Origin of the sequence: Rothia mucilaginosa ATCC 25296 (genome assembly GCF_000175615.1) — a bacterium.
Classification (GTDB): Bacteria; Actinomycetota; Actinomycetes; order Actinomycetales; family Micrococcaceae; genus Rothia; species Rothia mucilaginosa.
In genome coordinates, this window is the sequence record NZ_ACVO01000004.1 from 92,050 (window position 1) to 113,957 (window position 21,908).

Consider the following 21,908-nt stretch of genomic DNA (forward strand, 5'->3'; position numbering starts at 1 on the left):
TTCTGTAGTGTTTCACGTGAAACCTGAAAATCAACCTCTCGGGGCGAGGGGTGGCGTAGGGTACTCACACCTCTCTCCACCGGGGCTCGCGCCCGCTCACCCGGCAGGGTTTCACACCCGCCTTGTTTCTCTCTCCTCCAGCAGAAAAGTCGCCATGAACCTCACCTTCACCCTCGCTGATTTGACCGCCACCTCCGCCTGCGAGTTGCGGCTCTACACCGAGCTTCGAGAGCGTGCGCAGAAGCAGTCTGCACGCCCAGCCCCCGAGAAGTCCGAGCGCGCCCGCGAAGCGTACCGCGAGTGCCTGCGAGTGCTGACCGAAGGTGGCATGGTCGGCAGTGGAGTAGTCAGCGGTGAGCATGCGGGTGGTACGGCGCGCCCGGTGCCCCTGGTGGCGACCTCCGCGGCGGGGCTGACCTACACGGTGGAGCTCGACCGCCTCGACTGCCCGGTTGCGGACAGCACCGCCGAGAGCAATACCGCCCGAATCGTCTGCACCCCGCATCTGAGTGAGGCGGCGCATCGGGCGCTATTGCGCGGTGCCCTGGCGGCTCACCTGCTGACCGCTAGTGCAACCGCGAGCACCGAGAATGCCGAGAATGTGAGGCGCCTCGACCTTCATCTGGAGCACGGCGCAAATGAGTACTGCGCGGGGTCCGAATCGGAACCCTCTGAGCACCACTCCCCCGTTCCTCAACCTCACCGAGTTGATTCGGCGCGTATTCTGCCGCTGGTTCGCCTGCAGGAGCAGCGCCTCCTGCTGCTCACCGAGGCGCTGAACGAGGGTGTAGAACCGGCGAAACTTGCCGAGCGCATCCCCTATTTTCTGACCTGCGACGAGTGCCCGGCGTGCCTGAACGCGGCGGCATCTCTTGCCCTCGCGACCGATGCCCCGGAGCTCGTCACCGAAGACACTGCCGAAGATACCGCCGAGAATCCGGAAACTGAGGAGCACCCGGTCATGTACCGGGTGCCCGCCGCGGTGGAGAACGACAGCGAACAGTACCGCCTGCAGTGCCTGCTAGATGCCCAGCTCGCGTCCCTGGAGGAGCACGCGGCAGAGCACGGCTGGGGTGCCGGTGAACTTGAGGCGGCGATGCTACTGTCCATGACGAACTATCACCGCCGCGAGCGTGCCCCGTTCTGGCGTGAGCACATTCGCCGCCTGGAGGACGGCCCGACGGCGTGGGTAGCGAGCCGCGATTACGCGTACCTTGATCGAGTGCAGGTGCTTTCGGTGGAGCATGCGCATGCTCTTCTGAACACCCCCGCAGACCTGGAGGCGCTTGCCGCCGCCATGAAGGAGCCCGCCGAGGTTGAGGACGCCCCCGGCTGGTATCGTGTGCGCGGCGCGCAGGTGCGTCTGTTGCGTGCGCGAATTGATGCTGACCCGAGCCTGGTGATTGCGCCCTCTGACCGTGCGGTTTTTTGTGCGTATGAAGCGGGGTTGAGCCCGCAGATTGCGCTGGACCGTATGGAGTCGCAGGTGAATTATTTCCGTGCGTCGAATCCGGGTGAGCGTGTGCCCGCCGAGTTGGCGGCGACGGGTTTCTTTGGCTTGCGTGTGCTGGCGGTGGCGCAGGGCGGTTTCAGAGCCGGATCTGAGGGTTCTGCGGACCCCGAAGAGGCTGCCGCAGAGTCCGGCGAGTCGGCTGGCGAGTTCTTGGAGGTGCTTCTGCAGGAGCGCATCCGCGTGAAGGATGAGCCGCACGGTGCCCTGCCTTCGGGTATTGGTCCTGGCGATCCGGTGTCTACGGCGACGATTGAGGCGGCTCTGCAGTCTGATGTGCACGGGTTGCTCTTCGGCGGCGCGCTCATGCCCAACGACTCCGTGCTTAATGACCCCGTATCCGATGAAGATTCCGAGCCCTCCGAGGCTCCCTCCTCGTCCCGCGCCCTGCCGAGCGTGCTCGATGCAGCAGCTTCGCTGACGGGGGTGGAGAGTGCCTCCGCGGATTTGCTGTTCCGCCGCGCGCCGCGCATGAAGAGGAGCACCTCGAACACCAAAAATGTAGAAAATCTACCTCTTGAGGTTGATTTTTCCGCCTCTAACCTGCCCGCAGTGGATGCCGTGCACGCGGCGGTTCGCGCTCTCGACCATTCCTATGTGGCGGTTCAGGGCCCTCCGGGTGCGGGTAAGACCTTCCTCGCCTCGCACGTGATTGCGCGCCTGGTGGCTGAGGGCGCGAAAGTGGGCGTGGTGGCTCAGTCGCATGCGGTGATTGAGAATCTCATGTTGGCGTGCTGTGCCCGTGATGGTTTTGATGTTTCGCGTGCGGTGCGTCTGCGCGGTAAGTCAGTGACTCCGGACGCCCCGTGGTCTGAGGTGTCTGATTCTGAGCTGGTGGAGCTGATTTCCGGTGAGGGCGGTCTACTCTTTGGCGGCACGGTGTGGGATTACGTGAGTGAGCGTCGCGTGCCTGCCGGGTCGCTGGATGTTCTGGTGGTTGATGAGGCGGGCCAGTTCTCTCTGACGAATACGGTGGCGGCGGCTCGTGCGGCACGTTCGGTGCTGCTGTTGGGTGATCCACAGCAGTTGCCGCAGGTGTCGACGGGTGTGCACCCGTACCCGGTGGATGTTTCGGCGCTGGGCTGGTTGTCTGATGGGGCGGCGGCGCTGGACCCTCGTTTTGGCTATTTCTTGGGCGAGTCGTGGCGCATGGATTCGGCGTTGTGCGAGCGGGTTTCGTGGCTGTCGTATGACGGCGCGTTGGCGAGCGCGGCGGCGACGGCTGGTCGCGCCTTGCAGGGTGTTGCACCGGGTGTGGTGTCGTATCCGGTGGAGCATGCGGGTTGTTCGGTGCGTTCTGTGCAGGAGGCGCAGGCGGTGGTGGATTGCGTGCGCGAGTTGTTGGGTCGTGAGTGGGTTCCGGCGGCTGGTGCTGAGCCGCGCCCGTTGGCGGCGGAGGATTGCATTGTGGTGGCGGCGTATAACGCGCAGGTTGATTGTGTGCGTGAGGCGCTGATTGCTGCTGGTTTGGCGGATTCTTCGGGTGCTGGTGTGCGTGTGGGCACGGTGGATAAGTTCCAGGGTCAGGAGGCTGCGGTGGTGTTGGTGTCGTTGGCGTCGTCGCGGGTTGATTCTGGGCGCGGTGCCGGGTTTGTGCTGTCGCCGAATCGTTTGAATGTGGCGGTGTCGCGCGGTCAGTGGCAGGCGGTGTTGGTGCATTCGCCGTGGGTGGCGCGTTCGGTGCCGCAGGATGTTGAGGAGGTGCTGGCTCTGTCGGGCTTCGCGGGCCTGGTGGAGTAGCACCTAGTGCAGCCCTTATTCTGTGCTCTTCTACACTCCCCCGCCCGCTGCGTTGCAGGCGTCTTTGGTGTGCCCGGAATCGGGTTTAGCTGAGGTTCAGCTGAGGTTTAGTTGGGTGGAAGCACCAAAAATGAATTATAGTCAAACTAACCCTAATGTCAATACTCAAAATGAGGAAAGTTTTTCAACTAGCGTTCATGTATATGATTCACATCTCTTATAGAATCTAAAGTATCGCGCGACACACTTCTTGTGCGGGGAGTGGCTCCCGATGAGCCGCCCCGTGCATCCTCAACCACCCCGTGATAACCGGCGGGCCCGTCATGACCGGCGGGCACAGGCAAAAACAAGCGAAAACAAGCGAATACAGGCAGGCACAGCCGGCTGTCGGGGTATTCACTCATACGATTGCGTGCTACGAATTGCGCACAACGAACTACGCACGACGGATTGCACGCCGCGCGACACCATAAACCCCATCGTGGAGGTCCCCCATGAGTGTCAACACCGAGCTACTCAAGAATAGAGATTTTCGAAATACTCTCTTCGCCATTGGAGCCAACCAGCTCTCAGACTCGATGAGCTATATCACCACGCCCATCATTATTTTGGCGCTGACCGGCTCCCCCGAAGCTGCGAGTATCACCCTCTTCGTCGCGGGTGTTCTCGCCACCTGCGCCGGAGCAGTATCTGGAACATGGGTCGACAGAATCGGCCCCTCAAAATGCCTGGCACTGTCCTGTATCGGCCAGTCACTGTCCTGGATAGCGATTCTTCTCTACCTCGTTTTCAACGTCACCAACATTTACGTTTTGGTGATCACGATTTCTCTAGCCGCCATCATTTCCACCTTCGACTACCCGAGCGAGCAGTCCATCATCACCCGCGTAGTTCCCAAGGAACACCTGGGCTACGCCTCCGGTATGGGCGAGACGCGCGAGTCCACCGCTAACCTGCTGGGCGGCCCGGTCGCCGGCATCATTATCGGCTTCTCGACCGTGCTCATGACCGCCGTTCACGCGGTCGTTAACCTGCTGGCGTTCATCGTCGCTCCCAAGAGCTACGGCGCTAGTCAGCAGCCCGCAGAAGAGGAGGAAGGCGAGAAAACCAGCTTCTGGCAGGACTCAAAAGCCGGTTTCGAGTACATCCTGAAGAACAAGGTACTGGTGTCCATCGCGTTCGTTTCAACGCTTGCAAACTTTGGAACGGTCGGCATTCCGCTCACCTTCATCTACTACTACACCTTGGAGGGCGCACACCCGCTCTTCATCGGCATCTTTGCGAGCGCCTTCGGCGTGGGCGTGCTGCTCGGTTCGTTCCTGGTCGGCCCGCTGACCGAGAAGTTTGCGCTCGGCCCGCTCGGTATCACCTCCCTGGCCATCATGTCGGCCTGCTACCTGTTGCTGCCGGTGGTTCATTCGATGCTGTGGACGGTGTGCCTGCTGATTGTGCTGGCGGGTATTGTGCTCCCCTCCTTCAATTCGAGCATCATTGCGTACATTAACGCATCCACCCCGGAGCACATGATCGGTCGCGTGCATTCGGTGCAGGGCATCCCGAACATGGCACTGACCCCGCTGGCTGTTCTGCTGGCAGGCTTCCTCATTGTTGATTGGGGTATTACGTACACGGCGCTGTTCTACGCGGTGTTCATTTTCCTGTCGCTGGTGGTGATGGTATTCCAGAAGCCGCTGCGTCAGCTGCCGCATATCTCGCAGGTAACGAACGCACAGTAGTTCCGCGGTAGCCCCGTCTATCAACTCCACTCAACGCCCCCGAAAGCGAATAATTCAACGTGCACTTGCATGAAAATTATTTTCCTTTCGGGGGTGTTCTACGTCCTTTCGAGGATTTCTGCACACAGTGCATTCTCACGATAATTCCCCTTATCAATGCGCATTTTTAGGGGTTTAAATGTTGCCGGTATTACGGCGAACCTTACGCCGCTTGTTGAAGGTTTTACGGCATAATAGGAAGGTGTTCGTTCTAACCTTTATTCAACGTTCCGCACAGCACTCACTCACTGCACTGTCGGACGAACTCGCAAAGCTCAACCCGCGTGTTGCCTTCGCCCAGACATACCCTGATGAAATTCAGGGCGCCTTCGACCGCGCCAGCGACGCACTCCACGCGGCGCTCATTGCCGCGCGCGATAACGGCTTCTGGGTCGGCATCGGAATCGGCGAGCTCAACATCCCCCGATTCGCAGGCGCACTCGGCGCCGTCAGCACCACCGACTGCACCGGCGACGCCCTCGAATTCTCACGCCTCGCCGTCGAAGAAGCACAAGGAGGCGCACCCGTACGCTGCATCAGCGTCAGCGCCGACAACCGCCACCTCGCCGACCTCGCCGCAGGCTCCGCACGCCTGCTCTACCGCGTATGCGCCGACCGCACCGACGCCGAATGGCGCGTAGTAAACCTGCTCGTACCCGGCGTACGCGGCCAGCAGAAGGCCGCCGCAACCGCGCTCGGCATCACCACCCAGGCAGTCAGCCGCACCCTCGTCCGCTCCCTCTGGCACGAGGAGCAGGCGGCACGCGGTGCGCTCATCGAACTGCTGACCCGTATTGACCGTTCGCGCCGCCGTGCCACCTAACCGCCGCCGCGCATCCCTCATTCTTTCGCGCTTGCCCGCCTATAGTGCCTACCAGCCTCTCGTACCTGCCAGCGCGGAACCGAACACCTGATCCCGCCCGTGATGGTCACCCCCTGCCAGGGGTGAACCGTCCGGGCGGGACGCTCTTTAAGCCCGCGCTGAATACCCTGTAGCTCGACGGGCAAAACCAGAGAAAAGGTAGACTTATCTTTATGCCTCTTTCAGAACTTTCCGTCAGCACCCAGAACTATCTCAAGGAAATCTGGAGCCTCGAAGAATGGACCAAAACCCCTGCCACCGCATCCGCCCTGGCAGAACGCATGGGCCTGCGCATTTCTTCGGTATCTGACGGCCTCAAGCGCCTCGCCGCCGCCGACCTGATCGAGCATCAGCCCTACGGCGCTATTGAGCTTACTGAAACCGGCCGCTCCTACGCGCTGGCAATGATCCGCCGCCACCGCCTCATTGAGACGTTCCTCGTGGAGACGCTCGGCTACACCTGGGACCGTGTGCACGACGAGGCGGAGGTTCTGGAGCACGCGGTATCCGACTTCATGGTGGACCGCATCGACACCCTGCTGGGGCACCCGACCCGCGACCCGCACGGCGACCCGATTCCGGATTCTTCGGGGCATATTAGTTTTCCGCAGACCGTGCCGCTGAGCCAGTGCGAACCCGGCGAAACAGTCGTGCTCGAACGCATTAACGATGATGACCCGCGCCTGCTGCGTTACCTGCAGGGCCACGGTTTTGTGCCCGGCGTGCGCCTACACATTGAGGAGGGTGCGCCCTTCTCGGAGGCGGTGAACGTGAGCGTGGTCGGTGCCGGTTCCGGCAACCTGCACGAGACGGACGCGGCTGGCGCGGTGAAGCCCGGCGGCACCATTATTCCGTTGGGTGCGGAGGCGACCGCCTCCCTGTTCGTGTCCCGCACGGTGCGCTAGGCGCAGGGCGGTAGAGGCACCCTAGAATTTCAGAAAATAGCGCTAGGCGGAGGTCCCGTAAAGGGCCTCCGCCTAGCGCTGTATTGAGTTAGTTTTAGGAAGCTGAGGGCTCAGTTTTCGTTGCAGCAGTGCTGAGTCGGCGGGCACGCATCCTGCCCAGCAGACCGTAGCGCGGGGCGAACACGTACGCCAGGGCGAACAGTATGCCCTGCGTGACGACCACGGCACCGCCGGGAGATACATCCGCGTGGTAGCTGGCGTACAGGCCGGTCAGCGTGCCGGCCAGGGAGACTCCCACGCTCACCGCGAGCATCGGCACAAACCGGTCCGTGATGAGGCGCGCGGTGGAGCCGGGGATGACGAGCATCGCCACGACCAGCACCACGCCCACGATTTGCAGCGCCACCACGGAGGTTAGCGCCAGCATAATGAGTAGCAGCGCGCCGAGCAGACGCGGACGCAGCCCCACCGCCTGCGCGAAGCCCGGGTCGAAGGCGTACAGTACGAAGTCGCGGCGCTTGACCAGCAGCACGGCGGCAACCACCACCGCGAGGATAGCGACCTGCCAGACGTCCGACCAGGACACGCCCAGCACGTTACCGAAGAGAATATGGTTCAGGTCGGTATTCGACGGCGTGACCGAAATCAGCACCAGACCGAACGCGAACATGGTCGTGAACACGATGCCGATCGCGGCGTCTTCGCGCACGCGGCCGCTACGCCGCACCCCGCCGATGAGCGCCACAGCCAGGAGTGCGGCAATGACCGCGCCCACTGCGAAGGGCGCACCGAAAATGTAGGCGAGCACCACGCCGGGTAGCACCGCATGCGAGATTGCGTCACCCATGAGCGACCAACCGAGCAGCACGAGCCAGCAGGAGAGCAGGGCGCAGACGGCGGCGGCTATGACGGTGACCACGAACGCGCGGAGCATGAAGGGCAGGGTCAGCGGCTCCACCAGAAAGTTGAGGATGTCCATTTAGTTCTTCCCTTCCGCAGAGCTGTTTGCAGTAGTGCCGGTAGCAGCGACCGGCGCGCCGGCGTCCACCTCCATGCCGAAGGCACGCACCAGGTTCTCGGGGGCGAGCACCTTCTCGGGGGTGTCGTGCATCAGAATTGTGCCGCGCAGCAGTAGCGCCTCGTCGGCAAACTGGCGCAGGCTCGCCAAGTCGTGCGTGGAAACCAGCACGGTCGCGCCCTCGTCACGCAGCTGTTCGATGACCTGAATGAGCATCGCCTCGCTGCGCTTGTCCACGCCGGCGAAAGGCTCATCCAGCAACAGCAGCTGGGCGCCCTGGGCGATAGCGCGTGCCACGAAGGCGCGCTTACGCTGACCGCCCGAGAGCGCCCCAATCTGACGGTCGGCAAGGTCGGTCAGTTCCACGCGGGCGAGCGCCTCATCCACGGCAGCACGGTCTGCGGCACGCAGGCGGCGGGTGATGCCGAGGTTGCGGTAGCGTCCCATGCTGACGACCTCACGCACGGAGATGGGGAAGGTCCAGTCGATTTCTTCGCTCTGCGGCACGTAGCTGACGAGTCCGGCGCGGTGGTGGTGCGCGTTCTTGCCGCGGCTGCCACGGTTACCGCCGACGGGCTGCCCGTCGAGGGTGATGCTTCCGGCGTGCATGGGCACGACCCCCATGATGGCTTTGAAGAGGGTGGATTTGCCGGAGCCGTTCATGCCAATCAGGCCGCAGATACGCCCGGTGTCCAGGGTGAAGGATGCGCCGGTGAGGGCACGGACTGGCCCGTAGTTCACGTGCACATTTTCGCAGCTGAGAAGAGTGCTCATTCCTTGTGTTCTTTCTGGTGGTCACCGTATGCGTGGGGCGGGTGTACTTGCTTGCGTGTTGCTGAGTGGGTATTGCTGAGTAGGTGCCGTGTGGGCGGGTGTTAACGGCTGGGAGGAGTGGAGCCATGAAGGCGACCGCCCCTCCTATCCTATCGGGGGTTTAGGGTTTACCCGGGGTTTTCGATGCCGGGTTTGGCCCGGGTTTCTACCGGGTTTATTCGGGGTTTATGCCGGGTTTAGGAGTTGCCCTTGAGGCCCGCAACGATGGTGCGTGCGTCGTAGCGGATCATGTCCAGGTAGGTGGGCACGGGGCCGTTCGCTTCGGAGAGCGAGTCCACGTAGAGCACGCCGCCGAATCGTGCGCCGGTGGCGTCTGCGACCTGGCGCATCGGGTTGTCAGAGACGGTGGATTCGCAGAACACAGCGGGCACCTGGTTCTCGCGCACGTAATCGATCGCGGAGGAAATCTGCGAGGGGGTCGCCTGCTGTTCGGAGTTGACCGCCCAAATGTACTTTTCCTTCAGGCCCGCGTCTGCCGCCAGGTAGGAGAAGGCGCCTTCGCAGGTGACGAGTGCGCGCTGGTTCTCGGGCAGGGTGGAGATTTCCTTGACGAGCTCGTCACGCACGCCCTGTAGCTGCTTCTTGTAGGCTTCGCCGCGGGTCTTGTAGTCGGCGGCGTGGGCCGGGTCGAGGGCGCTAAATTCGCGAATCATCACGTCCACGTACTTTTGCACGTTGCTGGGGCTCATCCAGGCGTGGGGGTTGGGCTTGCCCGCGTAGGCGTCCTCGGTAATGGAGATGGGCGTGACCCCCTCGGAGACGGTCACGTGCTTAGCGTGGGATTCTTCAACGAACTTCGCGAACCAGGATTCGAGGTTCAGGCCGTTGTCGAGCACCAGGTCAGCGGCGTGCGCCTTCTTCAGGTCGGAGGGAGTGGGCTCGTACTCGTGGATCTCTGCGCCGGGCTTGGTGAGGGATTCGACGTTCAGGTCGTCGCCTGCCACGTTGCGGGCGATGTCTGCGAGCACGGTGAAGGTGGTGAGCACGGTCTTCTTACCGCTGCTGCTCTTAGCGCCTTCGGTGGTGCTGGAGGTGCTACCGCAGCCGGTGAGCACGAGTAGCAGGGTGAGTGCGAGGGCGGCGCAGAGCGCCTGGACGAGGCGGCGTGCGTTGCTGCCTGCGGGGGTGAAAGCGTTCATGAGGCATCCTTCATTGGAAGTCACGGGTTTGAGTATGTGGTTGATGTATGGGATTTGCCGCGCCGGGACGCTAGGGACACGGTTGTGTCTGCGCAGGCATCATAATGCGCTTTTGCCTGTCGTCCCGGGCGGAATTTAACAATAGTTCGGCTAGCCGAACTTTTCAACTAAGCCACACAGAAAACCCCGAAATATTGGCAGAAACCCAGGGGCAGGCATAGGAACAGCCGCCCAGAGACAGGCACACAGAAGCACCAGCAGATACAGCAAGGAGGCGAGGGACCCCTCCCCCGCCTCCTTACTACACGCGGTTCTACGGCAAGCTATACGCTCGGATTAGTCGGCAATCTCAACCACGACCGGCGTGTGGTCGCTTGCGCCTTCACCGGCGCGTTCCACCTTATCGATCCAGGCGCGTTCCACGCGCGCGGCGAGCGCGGGCGAGAACAGTTGGAAGTCAATGCGCATGCCCTCATCCTTGGTGAAGCGGCCCGCCTGGTAGTCCCAGTAGGTGTACTCGCCCGGAGTGTGCGGGCGTACTACATCCACCATGCCCTCTTCGAGTAGGGCGGCGAAGGCGCGGCGTTCGGGTGCGGAAACGTGAGTCATTTCGTTGCGCAGGAAGTAGTCAATATCCCACACGTCGGCGTCTTCGGGGGCGACATTCCAGTCACCAACCAGGGCGAGCTGCGACTGCGGGTTATCCGCCAGTTCGTTGTGCACATTCTGGCGCAGCGCCTCCATCCAGCGGAGCTTGTAGTCCATGTGCGGGTCGGTCAGGCCGCGGCCGTTGGGCACATAGAGGCTCCAGACGCGCACGCCGCCGCAGGTCGCACCGATCGCGCGCGCCTCCAGCACCTCGGGCTCGCCGGTCTTACCGAAGTGCGGCTGGTTATCAAAGCCGCGCTGCACGTCTTCGAGGCCAACTCGGGAGGCGATTGCCACGCCATTCCACTGATTCAGGCCAAAGTGCGCAACCTCGTAGCCCATGAATTCGAAGAGGTCGAAGGGGAAGGTTTCGTCCTTGGTTTTGGTTTCTTGCAGGGCGAGCACGTCAACGTCGTGTTCGTCGAGCCAGTCTTCGACGCGGTTCTCACGAGCGCGGATTGAGTTGATGTTCCAGGTGGCAATCTTCATGCCTTCTAGCTTAGCGGGTGCAGAGCATGCACCTTTCATTGCACGGAAGCGATTGCGCGGCGGCACGGGCGCTCGCAACCTGCCAGAACAGCACAGCACCCGGAACAGAGCACCGCCCGCCTGCGCAACCTTCGGGTCGCACCGGCGGGCGGTGAATATATGCGCTAGTCAGCGCTGAATCTAGTTAGAGCACTGAATCTAGTCGGTATTACTCCTAGTCAACGGCCTCCTAGTCAACGGCGGGAGTGCCCACAACCTTCAGGCCCTTATCGCCGTACGCCTTGAGCATGTACAGGGCGTCGGAGAAGTACAGGGGGCTGGCGGGGTCCACCACGTCTGCCGCGCCGTCACCGTCGCGGTCGACTTCGGGGTAGGTGCCGAGCGTGCGGGCTACCCAGCGGTTTTCGGTCTTGAACCGTTCAGCCTTCTTGACTTCGGCACGTAGCGGGCGGCGGATCTGGCGCAAGCGTGCGGCACCGTCGGGGCTACCCGCGGCACGATACAGGAACGCGGCGAGGGTGTGGCGGGTGGCGTACTCGTCCGGGTGGAAGAGCCCGTCATCCCAGCCGGAGGTGATGCCCGCATCCGCCGCCCAGATGTAGGCGGGGTAGTCCGGGTCGGTGGTGGGCACGTCCTTGTAGGGCGAGGTTTTCGGGAGGTCCTTGACGGTCGGGGATCCTGCCATACGGTAGAGCATGCGCACCAGCTGGCCGCGGGTGACGCTTGCGCCGCTATGGCGGCGGGTGACGGTGTATTCTTCGCTGTCGAGGTAGCCGTGGCAGACCGCCCACACGCCGGGGGTGGCGCTCATGGTGCCGAGGAAGTTGGCGACGCATTCGGCGTAGCTGGGGTCGTCCTTGGGCTGCTCTGCCTTGATGACGAGCTGCAGATTCGCGACGGGTTTTGCGGCGTGGGCTTCTGCAGCGTGGGCGGCAGGTTGTGCGCTCACCGCGGAGGTGACGGGTACGGCACCGAGGGCGAGTGCGAGGGTGAGGGCGAAAGTGCGGCGTGCGCGGGGAGCGGGTGTGAGTGCTCGGGAGATAACCGGAAGCATGGATTTGTCCTTATGTAATTGTGGTTGGGAACCGGCCGGAAGGAACCGATTTTTGGGTCGACTGCAGGGTCGCCAAATGGAGCGAATAAGAAAAGGGGAAAGGAGTGCGTTGAGGAATAGTGAGAAGCGGCAATGAATAGGGGCTGACGTGCGGCGATACGCGGTTTTGGTGTGTACCAATGATGTGCGTGTTCCGCATGCTGTCGCACGGCTATGGCGGTGCACAGTGAATGGACTGTTTTACACCGCCATAGAAAGTTTAAAGTACATATTAATATTTTATTCAATATTTAATTGAGACTTTTATCAAGTAAAAATTAAACATTGTTCTAAACGACAAAGCAGCTGCGAATGGTATGTATTCCATTCACAGCTGCTTTGATTTTTAGCTGATATATAGCGGTATAACGCGCCCACTAGGGCACACGCGCCTCCCTCACGATTCACAGGAAAGTCCTGGACCGGTTCGGGCGTGTCTACTAGCTGCCGTCAGTTGCCGTCAGTCTCTACTAACCGCGCATCACGTTGTAGGCTTCCTTGGTGAGCTGACCGGCGGGCGAGGTGGAGTGGCGCAACTCCTCAATTTCAATAACCACATTCGCGCCAATCTCGCCGGTGATGTACACGCGGCGGCCGAGCATATTACCATCGCCGATGCGATCATCCTTGGCGGTACCTTCGGTGATGCGCAGGTCGTAAATCTTGTTCTCAATGTAGAAGCCGTACAGGGAGGCGGGCTTCTCCGGCGGATTATAGGAGACAGGCGCGACTATGCGGGTACCGCGCGCGTTGCGGCTGATGTACCAGTTAGCGGCCTCGTCGGCACCGGCGGCACCGCTGACGGTGCCAGCCCAGCTGGAGCCTTCCGCTTCGCATCCGATGAAGACGTTGTGCGCCCACTCAACGAGCCAGCCGTGGCCCGCGTTGGAGCGTGCGGTGCAGCCGATGAACATGTTGCGTTCACCCTGCACGATCCAGCCTGCGCCAGCGTGGCGGGTGGCGGGCTCGTAGAGGGCGTTCTTGTTGCTGGTGCGGTGGTTGCTGTTGCTGGAGCAGTTCTCGAACTTAGCCTGCGCCGCGTACACCTCAATACCGGCGTAGGAGCCGCCGCTGAGATTCGCCTCGGCAACGTCGATACCGCGCAGCTTGTTGTCTGCCGCGCCGGAGTTCTGGCCTTCGTTGGGGCGGCGGGGGTGGCCGGCGGGTTTGCCGAGCAGCAGGCCCTGGTTGAGGGTGCGGCGGATGGTCACGTCGTCAATTTTCATGCCCTGGTCATCCAGGCCGAGCACGGCAACGCCGATGGCGGTGTCCCAGACTTCCACGCCGGCGATAACGGGCACGATGTCCGGTTCGTTGAGCATGTCGCCGGTCAGGTGGGTGTGGAAGATGACGCCGGCAACGTTGTTCAGCGGGGTGGTGTGCGCATCGAGCGGGTAGCTGCTGATGGGGGTGTTGGCGGCGTTAGTGCGGATGTGCAGGTTGCGTACGCCCATACGCATGGGCTTGTTGGCGTTGTAGTTGCCGTAGACGGGGGTGGTGTAGCTGCCGACGTGGAACACGCCGGTGTATTCGGTGTGGCCGTTGGCGGTGGTGGGGATGGCGCGGTCGGAGTGCGCGATGACGACGGTTGAGGAGCCGTAGCCGAAGATTTCGACACGGTGCTTGATATCGATGAAGGGGTAGGAGACGCGGTAGATGCCGCGGGGTAGTTCTACGGATCCGCCGCCGCGTGCGGCGACAGCGTCAACGGCGCGCTGGATGGCTGCGGTGGAGTCTTTGGCACCGGTGGGGTCTGCGCCGTAGTTGATGGCGTTGATGCTCATGGGCGTATCGGGCATGAGTGGCTCAATTCTTTCGATGGGTACCGCGTTCGGTGCTGAAGGCGGCGTGGTGAGTGAATTGAGTGAATACGGCAGTATGCGGTGAATACGGTGCTGCGTGGGTGCAGTGTTGAGTTTGTGTGGTGCGGTGTGTTGGGCGCATTTCTGCGGGTGTTTTGGCGTGTGCGGGTCTGTGCACCGGCAGACCTGCCTCCTGCTCAAGGGTACCGCATTGGGCGTGTGGAGGCGACGACCGGGCACTGTGATGCCTGCTCCCCTGCCCTGTTTTTCTAAGGTTTTTCGGCTGTTTTGTGGGCGGGTTAAACAACTGAGGGGCGGGGATTACTCCCCGCCCCTCAAGCGTTTAAGTTTTTAGTTCCAAAGATTGCTGGGTAACTTCTTTAGATATTTCCGTTGCCGAATGTAGCTTTTCTGGGACGGACAGCCGTTTCAATAAGCAAAGATACAGGTGACACATTGCCTACATACAGCGGGGTTCAGATTCCTTGATGTGGTGCTAGTATTTAGCTGATTCACTCAACATGTCGTTCTCACATCACCGATTTCTGGAGAGTAACATGACCCCCCTCCCTCGACCCCTCAAAGCATTGGGGGTAGCAGGCATTGCCGCATCCTTGATGCTGGCACCCCTCCCCGCACATGCGGAAGGGAACAACCCCTACCGCAACCCCAGTGAATTTTATACTGGCGCAGTTAGTGACTGTCTCCTGGATAAGCAATACGGACGCGGCCAGGAAGCAGATATCTGGGCATATTGTAATGGCTTGATTTTTGCAGACAATTATGGACTTCCCAATAGTTCTGCCAGCAGAATGGACGTTATCGCTGCTTTATACCGTCTAGCAGGATACCCTGAAGTCAAAAACCTACCTGAAGTATCCCCATACGCAGACGTGGAGACCTATGAGCCCACCTACCCTCTTGCTATCTGGGCATCACGTGAGGGAATTACAAATGGTTGGTCTGATGGCAAGTTCCATCCCGATGATCGTGCAACTACCAGCACCGTTATCGCTTTCCTCTACCGTGCTGCCGGTAGCCCACAAAAGCTGTGGTACCGCACATGGGAACATTACAACTACGCAGCTAAAGATATTACCCCCATCGGAAAACCTTTCTGGAAAGAAACTTCCTGGTACACCGTAGCTATCGCTCCGTACCCCAAGGTGCCTGTTAATGAAAACGAACCGGATAATCTCAAGACCGCTAAACCCACCACCATCCTTGATAAGAGGACGGTATATTCAATGATTCGAGATTTTCATACTTCCGGGTACCAGGTCGTCGGAACCCACAAATAAAATATGATGCATACGCTTGAGGGGCGGGGATTACTCCCCGCCCCTCAAGCGTATGCGTTTTAAGATTTTGTGATCACGAGCCTCAGCCCGCAGAGCCTAACCCGCGAGGGTTAGCCCATGAACACGCCGTTGCCGCGCTTCTCCAGCTGCTTCGGCGCGAAAGTCGCGTGGCGGATGTGGTCCACCTCGATGAGCACGTTATCGCCCATCGCACCGGTCACGTGAACACGGCGGCCGATCATGTTGTTATCACCAATACGGTCATCCTTCGCGGACGCAGTCGTAATGTGCATATCGCGAATGTTGTTCTCAATGTAGAAACCGTACAGGGAAGCCTTCGCCCAGCTGTAAGGGTTGTGCGAACGAGGAGCCACGAAGCGGCTACCGCGTGCGTTACGGCCAATGTACCAGTTCGCCGCCTCGTCGCCTCGAGCACCGCCGGTAACAGCGTCCTGGAAGCTGGAAGACTCACCCAGGCAACCAATGAACTGGTTGTTGCCCCACTCCACGAGCCAGCCGTGACCGGCGTTCTCCTGGGCGGTGCAGCCAATGAACATGTTGCGGGTGCCCTGAATGAACCAGCCTGCACCCACATGGCGGGTCTTCACCTCGTACAGGGCGTTCTTACCCTGGTTGCGCTTGTTGAACCAGCTGGTGGACGCCTCAAACTTGGACTGAGAAGTGTAAATCTCGATACCCGCGTAGGTGCCGAAGCTCATGTTTGCGTCAGAGACGTCAATCATGGAGAACTTGTTATCTGCCGCGCCGGGGGTGTCACCCTCACGGCGGCGCAGCGGGTGGCCGACAGGCTTACCGACCAGCAGGCCCTGGCGCAGGGTCTGGCGGATGCGGATCTTGTCAATCTTCATGCCCTGATCGTCCAGGCCCAGGATCGCAACGCCAATGGCGGTGTCCCAGATTTCGATGTTGGACAGGGTGGGCACTGCGTCCGGCTCACCGGGGTTAGCGTCCGCAATGCGGGTGTGGAAGATGACGCCCGCAACGTTGTCGACGGGCTGGGTGTGCTTCTCCAGGAAAATCTGGTTGCTCTTAGAATCCAGCGGCAGGTTGTACTTGTTGGTGCGGATGAACAGGTCACGCACGCCCATACGCATGGGCTTGTTCTGGTTGGTGCCACCGCTCATGGGGGTGGTGTAGCTACCGGTGTGGAAAACGCCGGTGCATTCGTAGCTACCGTTCTTAGACGACGGGATGCTCTTGTCGGTGAAAGCGACGATTCGGGTTGCCTGACCGTGGCCGAAGATCTCGACGCGGTGCTTCATTTCGATGAAGGGGTAGGAGACGCGGTACATACCGCCGGGAATCTCCACAGAGCCGCCGCCCTGCGCAGCAACATCATCGATAGCCTTCTGGATAGCACTAGTGGAATCTCGTACGCCGGTGGGGTCAGCGTTGTACTTGGAATCGCATACGTTCACGCTCATGATGGTAGCCATGGAGTGTCCTCTTTCTTGGCGGATACAAACAGCGATTAGCGCATAGATGAAATCTAAGCGCGTCATTAAGCTGAGTGTATCCAGTTGTGTTTGAGTGAATAAGTGGTTTTGAGCTTCCTTCCGGTTGAGTGAGTGAGTCTCTTCCAGTGTGGGATGCGGGCGGGGAGTGAATCCGCTGCATCAACGCTCGTGGGCGGTGTGAGGGAGTGAATCTCAACCGTTCCCATGTGAGTCATAAATTCTTGCATACAGGATGCGAATCTGTCTAACCCACGACAAAACATTCTAGGGCAAATTTGGGGCTTTTTCGCCGCTCAACGCCCGATAGTGTTGATTGTCTCCTCGGTCACTTTTATGCAGTGAAGTGCACATACCCCACAAAAACCCAACTGACCAGTACAAATACCACATTTTGCACACAAATGCACTAGTCAGGGAATTTTTGGCAGTGCGCGCCATATCACTTCATAAACCGATTGATACGGCCCAAAGTCCCCCATTAAAACCCCTCATCAGAGGCTTATCTCACAGGTTCAGAGGCTCCGGTATAGCGCCCACCAGAGAGTCCAACGAGCACCCCGGCAGACACTTCTAACAGACACCCGGCAAACAACCCCGGCAGATAGGGTTCAAGCCCCTACTGAACTTCCTTCGCGGAGGCGGCACCCACCACATCCAGGCGCGCATAGCGGCCCGCAAGCCAGGTACAAATCATCAACTGAACCTGATGGAAAATCATGATCGGCAGCATCATCAGGCCCAGCGAGCCCGCACCAAAAATAATGATCGCCATCGGCAGGCCAGCCGCCAGCGACTTCTTCGAACCGCAGAACTGAATCGTAATACGGTCAGCACGGTTGAAGCCCAGACGCTTAGCCAGCTGATCAGTCAGCCACAGCATAAACACCACAATAATCGCCATGAGCACAACCAGCAGCACAATCTGCCACCACGCCACGCGCGTCCACACACCCTGCACCACCGAGGCGGAGAACGCCGAATACACAATCATCATGACCGAGAACTTATCCAGCCACTTAGTCGTCGGCTTCTTAGCAAACTCCCCCACCCAGCGGCGCGTCAGCTGGCCAAGCACGAACGGCAGAAACAGCTGAATGGCGATATCCAGGAAGACCGTTCCAGAGAACTCAATATGGCCCGTATTCATCAGCAGCATGGCGAGTAGCGGAGTCGCCACCACACCCACAATCGAAGAGAGCGAAGCACTCACAATCGCCGCCGCCACGTTACCGCCCGCAATCGAGGTGAACGCAATCGACGCCTGCACGGTCGAGGGCACAAAGGTCAAGAACAGAATGCCCATATACAGCCCATCACCGAGCACAAAACGCAGCGGTGAAAGCGCCAAACCGACCAGCGGGAACAGCACGAACGTGCAGCTGAGAATCATCAGGTGCAGACGCCAGTGGGTCAGGCCGCGAATAGCCTCCGCGGTGGAGAGGCGAGCGCCGTACAGGTAGAACAGCAGGGCGACCGCGAACTTCGTTCCGGTACTGAACCATTCGGCGAAGTCGCCACGCGCCGGCACAATAATTGCGAGGATGACCGCGCTAATGAGCATGGTCAGCAGCGGGTCGAGTTTGATGGAGCGAAGTGATGAAAGCATGCTGTCCATTCTATGCCTGCGGCATGCAGCGGATGCCGTGGAGGGCACACCTTCTCACCTGGGGGTCACGCAGGGAGAGCTTAGGAGTGTGCAGGAGGCGGTTAACAGCCGAACCCGCCGGAGTGCGTTAGCACCCCGGCGGGTTCGTGAAGGTTATTGAGCTGTGCGGCTCAGATGAGACGTTCAGAGTAGGCTCAGCGGCTACTTCTTATCACCGTCGAAGCCGTAACCGTACGAGCCACCCTCAGAGGAGTTGTTGCCGTACTGGCCGTAACCGTACTGCTCAGGAGCAGGCTGGCCATTAGAGGGCTGCTCAGGGGCGGACTGGCCTGCACCGTTCTGGGTTGCACCGTTCTGGCCTGCGGCAGGCTGGCCTGCGGCAGGCTGACCGAAGCCGGGCTGCTGACCGAAGCCGGGCTGCTGACCGTAGGCAGGCTGATTGGGTGCAGGCTGACCCGGTGCGGGCATCTGCGGGCCACCGGGAGCACCCGGTGCCGGCACGCCACCGGCGGCAGCGTACGCATCCCAACGCTGGCCGTGGAAGGCACGAGCCTGCTCGGTGAGCCAGCCAGCGAACAGCGTCGAATTCGCATCGAACTTGGGGGCGTTCTCGGGCTTGGAGTACACGTCCACGGTTTCCAGGGTGTGGTCTGCCCAAACGTCCTGATGTTCACGCATGAACTCGGTGGACTGAATCGGGTCGGGCCACATGTGCACCGGCTCCGCCGCCGGGATCAGGACAGGAACGCGCGGTGCGGCGTCCTTGACCGGGTTCTCAGTCGGGCGCCAGAACAGGCGGCCCGGCTGGGTGCGGTCACGCAGCGCGTGCGCACGCCAGGTGAGAATCGGGTGGCTTGCCAGCAGGTTCACGTACCAGACGGCAAGACCGCGGTCGGTGACCGCACGGTCGGCAAGCTCATCGAAGTTAACTTGCTTGTTCAGGTACTTACCTGCCGCAAGCACCTTGACGGCACCCTCAGCGCCCTCGGGGCAGAAGCGGTAGCCGAAGTTGTCGGCGGTGTATTCCTGCGAGCGGGACAGCGCACTCGACAGCACCGGAATCTGGTTGAACAGCGTAGTGAAAATCAGACGGAAATAACCGACGTGACCTGCGGCGATGTGGCCCACCTCGTGGCCAATGATGAAGCGCAGCGCCTCCGGATCACGGGACTTACCGCCAATCTCGAACAGGTCAGAGTACAGGCAGATGTAGCGGCGGAAGCCGTGACCTGCCGCGAAAGCGTTCATCACGCCGTTACCGAGGACGACGTACGCATCCGGCACGCGGCGCAGACCCGCCGCCTCCGCTGCTTCGGCGAGCATCTGGTACGCCTCAGGGAACTGGGTCGGGGTGATGCGCACACCGCGAACACGCTGCTGCGCGTAGTAGATTGCACGAACAATGAAGATGGCAATCGGGCCCAGGATGAGCAGACCAACCGTCTGGAAAATCAGGTCTTCCAGGCTTGCGGAGGTGCTGCCGGAAGGTACTCGAACCGAGCCTTCACCGGTTGAGCTGAAGACGTAACGCATCATCGAGCTGAACAGGTCAGCCAGCGCCATGAACAGCACAATGTAGCCGACCGCGGTGACGGCGTAGGCGGCGACCAGCCACGGAATTTCGGAGGGGTGACGCAGCGCGTGCAGCACCTTCGGCGGCAGCATCGACTGGTAGGCGAAGAGCTTCGGCTGGGGCAGGGGGCTAACCGGCTTCTGGCGCTCATCTTCGGGGAGCCAGCCTGCGGAGAGGTCCTGCGGGAGGGGCTCACCGGGGGCACGGAATGCCTGCTGGCCGGGCTGGGCGTTGAACTGCCCACCGGGCTGCTGGTGGTTTTCAGGGGGTTGAGTCATGTCTCGTCCGCTTCGTATCGAGTGTTATCTGATTCCACTCTATCGTTTTTGGGCACTTACTAGTGAATGTGAATGCGCTTTTTCTCACGGAACGCTCACCACTTCTCATCTTCCCTGCAATAGCCCGCCAAGAGATACAATGCTTAGCTTTTCTCCCTATTGATGCATGCAGAGGGGCCGGTTCCGCACACGTGGTGCGGAACCGGCCCCTCCAAAAGCTGACAGAAGAATAGCGTCTACTTATTAGGGACACCACTCCCTAATACACTAAAAATCCATCAACTTTATACTCAAATAAACATCACAATATATAAATCTCAATCCAAGATTGAAGTAGGTCGAATGGGTCACTACTCCATTCAGACCTAATGGAAGCTGATATTAAACAGCTGCCGAAAGATAAGTGACAGTACCCCAGGGGGAAGTCACAATAACGCGGTACTGCACCGGAATGACCTTTGCCGACTGATGCGCGGGGTCACCGTAGGTGTGCTTACGCAGGTAGGTCATGTACGACACAACGTCTTGACCAGCATTGGGGTGGGTAATGTTAGCCATCACCTGAATGTCCCAGGACCAGCCGTCGCGGCCTTCAGCAGTCGTGTAGTGCTTACCGTATGCGTAAGTCCACAGGGGGCTGTTTTCCTTGGGAGGACGGGGACCATCCGGGAAGTGCAGGTAGTTGTACTTACCGTGAGCGATGTAGGTAGAGCGGCTGCCCTTGTAGTTGTCGTTGAGGCGAACAACCGGGGGGTTTGCGCCCTTGCCCTTGTAGCCTTCGGCGTAGTACATGTTGTTCTTGCGGTTTGCGTCAGACTCACCGAATGCGAAACGGTCCGCACCGGTGGGGGTCGGTGCATAGGAGACGTCACCTGCAACGTTCTCAACACGAACGTTGATGATAACGCCGCCACCAACGCCACCAACGCCGTCCTTGGAGGTGTAGTCAGGGGTGTCCTTGCCGTTCGGGGGGTAAATCGGCGGGAAGTCGCTCACACCCTCGTAACGACCCCAGGGGTAAGCAAGCTTATTTTCGGGGGTGGTGTTGTCGATGAAGTAGGTCTGCGGCTGGGGGCTGCAGTTGGAGGTGGGCATTACTGCCCATTCGTATTCTTCATTCACGGTACCCTTGTAGCGGCGACGGTTGGCACGTTCACCCCAGGGCACGGATACGATGGTGCCGTATTCGCAAGGGTTCTTGGATGCGGCGTAGGCGGGCACTACGGCGGTTGCTGCCACAACGGGCGTTGCCCATGCTGCACCCTTGACCAGGGTACGACGGCCCATCAGCTTTCCACTTTGTTCGGAGTGGCTCTTAGTCGAGTGAATATCCATTACCAAGTCTCTCTCAATTGGAATGAGTTTTGCACATTGATCCACTTTATTTCTGCATAAAATATACAGATATAAAAGTTATCGCAGTATGTGTTTAACGTACAGTTCAGAGTGTGCTCTCAGAATTCTTTTGCGGCTATAAGTCCGCTTCAGTTCTTTTCGATGAACACTCGTTATATGAACACGCTTTATATGGAATCACAAAAATTTGTATTTATTGTTTCATATTGTGCAACAACTTGGATCGATAAAAAATTCCTAACAGAATTAATCTAGGATTATCAATCTTTTTTCACCCTCAACCTTAACTGCCATCAATGTTGGAATGTTGCGAATCAATGCACTCAACCCCCCCCCCTTGCACAACTTTCCCAAGCAAGCAATAAGTTTACACTTTATGCAGCATCTAAACCCACACTTTTAGCTAAATTTCATTCTTGTTTTCTAAGTGACAGATGACATACATGCAATACATGCCACATTGCCACAATATTGCATTGTAAAGTGAGTTGAATCATATGT

15 protein-coding genes are annotated in these 21,908 nt (G+C 59.8%); 5 read left to right on the forward strand and 10 right to left on the reverse strand.

Going from position 1 to position 21,908, the window contains the following annotated elements; all coding sequences use genetic code 11:
- Positions 1-154: 154 nt before the first annotated feature.
- The 4 genes from ROTMU0001_RS01055 to ROTMU0001_RS01070 all read left to right on the forward strand — a co-directional run bounded on the left by ROTMU0001_RS01055 (position 155) and on the right by ROTMU0001_RS01070 (position 6,792).
- A complete protein-coding gene (locus tag ROTMU0001_RS01055) occupies positions 155-3,250 on the forward strand; it encodes a DEAD/DEAH box helicase (RefSeq protein ID WP_005507637.1) in 3,096 nt (1,031 codons plus the stop codon).
- 494 nt (positions 3,251-3,744) lie between these two features.
- Positions 3,745-4,986, forward strand: a complete 1,242-nt coding sequence (locus ROTMU0001_RS01060) for an MFS transporter (protein ID WP_005507638.1) — start codon at positions 3,745-3,747, stop codon at positions 4,984-4,986.
- Positions 4,987-5,227: 241 nt separating this feature from the next.
- On the forward strand, positions 5,228-5,848 hold the full coding sequence (locus ROTMU0001_RS01065) for a hypothetical protein (RefSeq protein WP_005507641.1): 621 nt from the start codon (positions 5,228-5,230) through the stop codon (positions 5,846-5,848).
- 212 nt (positions 5,849-6,060) lie between these two features.
- A complete protein-coding gene (locus tag ROTMU0001_RS01070) occupies positions 6,061-6,792 on the forward strand; it encodes a metal-dependent transcriptional regulator (protein ID WP_005504316.1) in 732 nt (243 codons plus the stop codon).
- 94 nt (positions 6,793-6,886) lie between these two features.
- On the opposite strand, the gene ROTMU0001_RS01075 is transcribed toward ROTMU0001_RS01070, so the two are convergent.
- The 6 genes from ROTMU0001_RS01075 to ROTMU0001_RS01100 all read right to left on the reverse strand — a co-directional run bounded on the left by ROTMU0001_RS01075 (position 6,887) and on the right by ROTMU0001_RS01100 (position 13,812).
- Positions 6,887-7,771: a metal ABC transporter permease gene (locus tag ROTMU0001_RS01075; protein WP_005507642.1), complete on the reverse strand. Its 885-nt coding sequence runs from the start codon at positions 7,769-7,771 to the stop codon at positions 6,887-6,889.
- On the reverse strand, positions 7,772-8,584 hold the full coding sequence (locus ROTMU0001_RS01080; protein ID WP_005507644.1) for a metal ABC transporter ATP-binding protein: 813 nt from the start codon (positions 8,582-8,584) through the stop codon (positions 7,772-7,774).
- Between the two features lie 236 nt (positions 8,585-8,820).
- Positions 8,821-9,783 (reverse strand): metal ABC transporter substrate-binding protein, encoded by a 963-nt coding sequence (locus tag ROTMU0001_RS01085; protein ID WP_005507646.1) that lies wholly within the window; start codon positions 9,781-9,783, stop codon positions 8,821-8,823.
- 336 nt (positions 9,784-10,119) lie between these two features.
- Positions 10,120-10,920 carry an exodeoxyribonuclease III gene (locus ROTMU0001_RS01090; protein ID WP_044141798.1) on the reverse strand — a complete coding sequence of 267 codons (801 nt, stop codon included), beginning with the start codon at positions 10,918-10,920 and terminating at the stop codon, positions 10,120-10,122.
- A 229-nt stretch (positions 10,921-11,149) separates the two neighbouring features.
- On the reverse strand, positions 11,150-11,974 hold the full coding sequence (locus ROTMU0001_RS01095; RefSeq protein WP_005507648.1) for an S-layer homology domain-containing protein: 825 nt from the start codon (positions 11,972-11,974) through the stop codon (positions 11,150-11,152).
- A gap of 509 nt (positions 11,975-12,483) precedes the next feature.
- Positions 12,484-13,812, reverse strand: a complete 1,329-nt coding sequence (locus ROTMU0001_RS01100) for a glycosyl hydrolase family 28-related protein (RefSeq protein ID WP_005507650.1) — start codon at positions 13,810-13,812, stop codon at positions 12,484-12,486.
- A gap of 560 nt (positions 13,813-14,372) precedes the next feature.
- Between ROTMU0001_RS01100 and ROTMU0001_RS08930 the strand changes: the two genes are divergently transcribed.
- Complete coding sequence (locus tag ROTMU0001_RS08930) at positions 14,373-15,116, forward strand: S-layer homology domain-containing protein (RefSeq protein WP_052293942.1); 744 nt, start codon at positions 14,373-14,375, stop codon at positions 15,114-15,116.
- Positions 15,117-15,226: 110 nt separating this feature from the next.
- Here ROTMU0001_RS08930 and ROTMU0001_RS01110 read toward each other — a convergent pair whose 3' ends face one another.
- The 4 genes from ROTMU0001_RS01110 to ROTMU0001_RS01125 form a co-directional block, all read right to left on the reverse strand.
- Positions 15,227-16,573, reverse strand: coding sequence for a glycosyl hydrolase family 28-related protein (locus ROTMU0001_RS01110; protein WP_005507652.1), 1,347 nt, complete (start codon positions 16,571-16,573; stop codon positions 15,227-15,229).
- 637 nt (positions 16,574-17,210) lie between these two features.
- Entirely contained in the window at positions 17,211-18,209 is a 999-nt protein-coding gene (locus ROTMU0001_RS01115) for a bile acid:sodium symporter family protein (protein ID WP_371326370.1), read from the reverse strand.
- Positions 18,210-18,401: 192 nt separating this feature from the next.
- A complete protein-coding gene (locus ROTMU0001_RS01120; protein WP_005507656.1) occupies positions 18,402-20,051 on the reverse strand; it encodes a M48 family metallopeptidase in 1,650 nt (549 codons plus the stop codon).
- Positions 20,052-20,432: 381 nt separating this feature from the next.
- On the reverse strand, positions 20,433-21,386 hold the full coding sequence (locus tag ROTMU0001_RS01125) for a hypothetical protein (protein WP_005507657.1): 954 nt from the start codon (positions 21,384-21,386) through the stop codon (positions 20,433-20,435).
- Positions 21,387-21,908 lie beyond the last annotated feature (522 nt).

What these genes read in the sequence shown, in the direction of transcription:
- ROTMU0001_RS01055 (WP_005507637.1), top strand. Translation starts at nt 155, where the DNA reads ATGAACCTCACCTTCACCCTCGCTGATTTGACCGCCACCTCCGCCTGC.
- ROTMU0001_RS01060 (WP_005507638.1), top strand. Translation starts at nt 3,745, where the DNA reads ATGAGTGTCAACACCGAGCTACTCAAGAATAGAGATTTTCGAAATACT.
- ROTMU0001_RS01070 (WP_005504316.1), top strand. Translation starts at nt 6,061, where the DNA reads ATGCCTCTTTCAGAACTTTCCGTCAGCACCCAGAACTATCTCAAGGAA.
- ROTMU0001_RS01075 (WP_005507642.1), bottom strand. Translation starts at nt 7,771, where the DNA reads ATGGACATCCTCAACTTTCTGGTGGAGCCGCTGACCCTGCCCTTCATG.
- ROTMU0001_RS01080 (WP_005507644.1), bottom strand. Translation starts at nt 8,584, where the DNA reads ATGAGCACTCTTCTCAGCTGCGAAAATGTGCACGTGAACTACGGGCCA.
- ROTMU0001_RS01085 (WP_005507646.1), bottom strand. Translation starts at nt 9,783, where the DNA reads ATGAACGCTTTCACCCCCGCAGGCAGCAACGCACGCCGCCTCGTCCAG.
- ROTMU0001_RS01090 (WP_044141798.1), bottom strand. Translation starts at nt 10,920, where the DNA reads ATGAAGATTGCCACCTGGAACATCAACTCAATCCGCGCTCGTGAGAAC.
- ROTMU0001_RS01095 (WP_005507648.1), bottom strand. Translation starts at nt 11,974, where the DNA reads ATGCTTCCGGTTATCTCCCGAGCACTCACACCCGCTCCCCGCGCACGC.
- ROTMU0001_RS01100 (WP_005507650.1), bottom strand. Translation starts at nt 13,812, where the DNA reads ATGCCCGATACGCCCATGAGCATCAACGCCATCAACTACGGCGCAGAC.
- ROTMU0001_RS08930 (WP_052293942.1), top strand. Translation starts at nt 14,373, where the DNA reads ATGACCCCCCTCCCTCGACCCCTCAAAGCATTGGGGGTAGCAGGCATT.
- ROTMU0001_RS01110 (WP_005507652.1), bottom strand. Translation starts at nt 16,573, where the DNA reads ATGGCTACCATCATGAGCGTGAACGTATGCGATTCCAAGTACAACGCT.
- ROTMU0001_RS01115 (WP_371326370.1), bottom strand. Translation starts at nt 18,209, where the DNA reads ATGGACAGCATGCTTTCATCACTTCGCTCCATCAAACTCGACCCGCTG.
- ROTMU0001_RS01120 (WP_005507656.1), bottom strand. Translation starts at nt 20,051, where the DNA reads ATGACTCAACCCCCTGAAAACCACCAGCAGCCCGGTGGGCAGTTCAAC.
- ROTMU0001_RS01125 (WP_005507657.1), bottom strand. Translation starts at nt 21,386, where the DNA reads ATGGATATTCACTCGACTAAGAGCCACTCCGAACAAAGTGGAAAGCTG.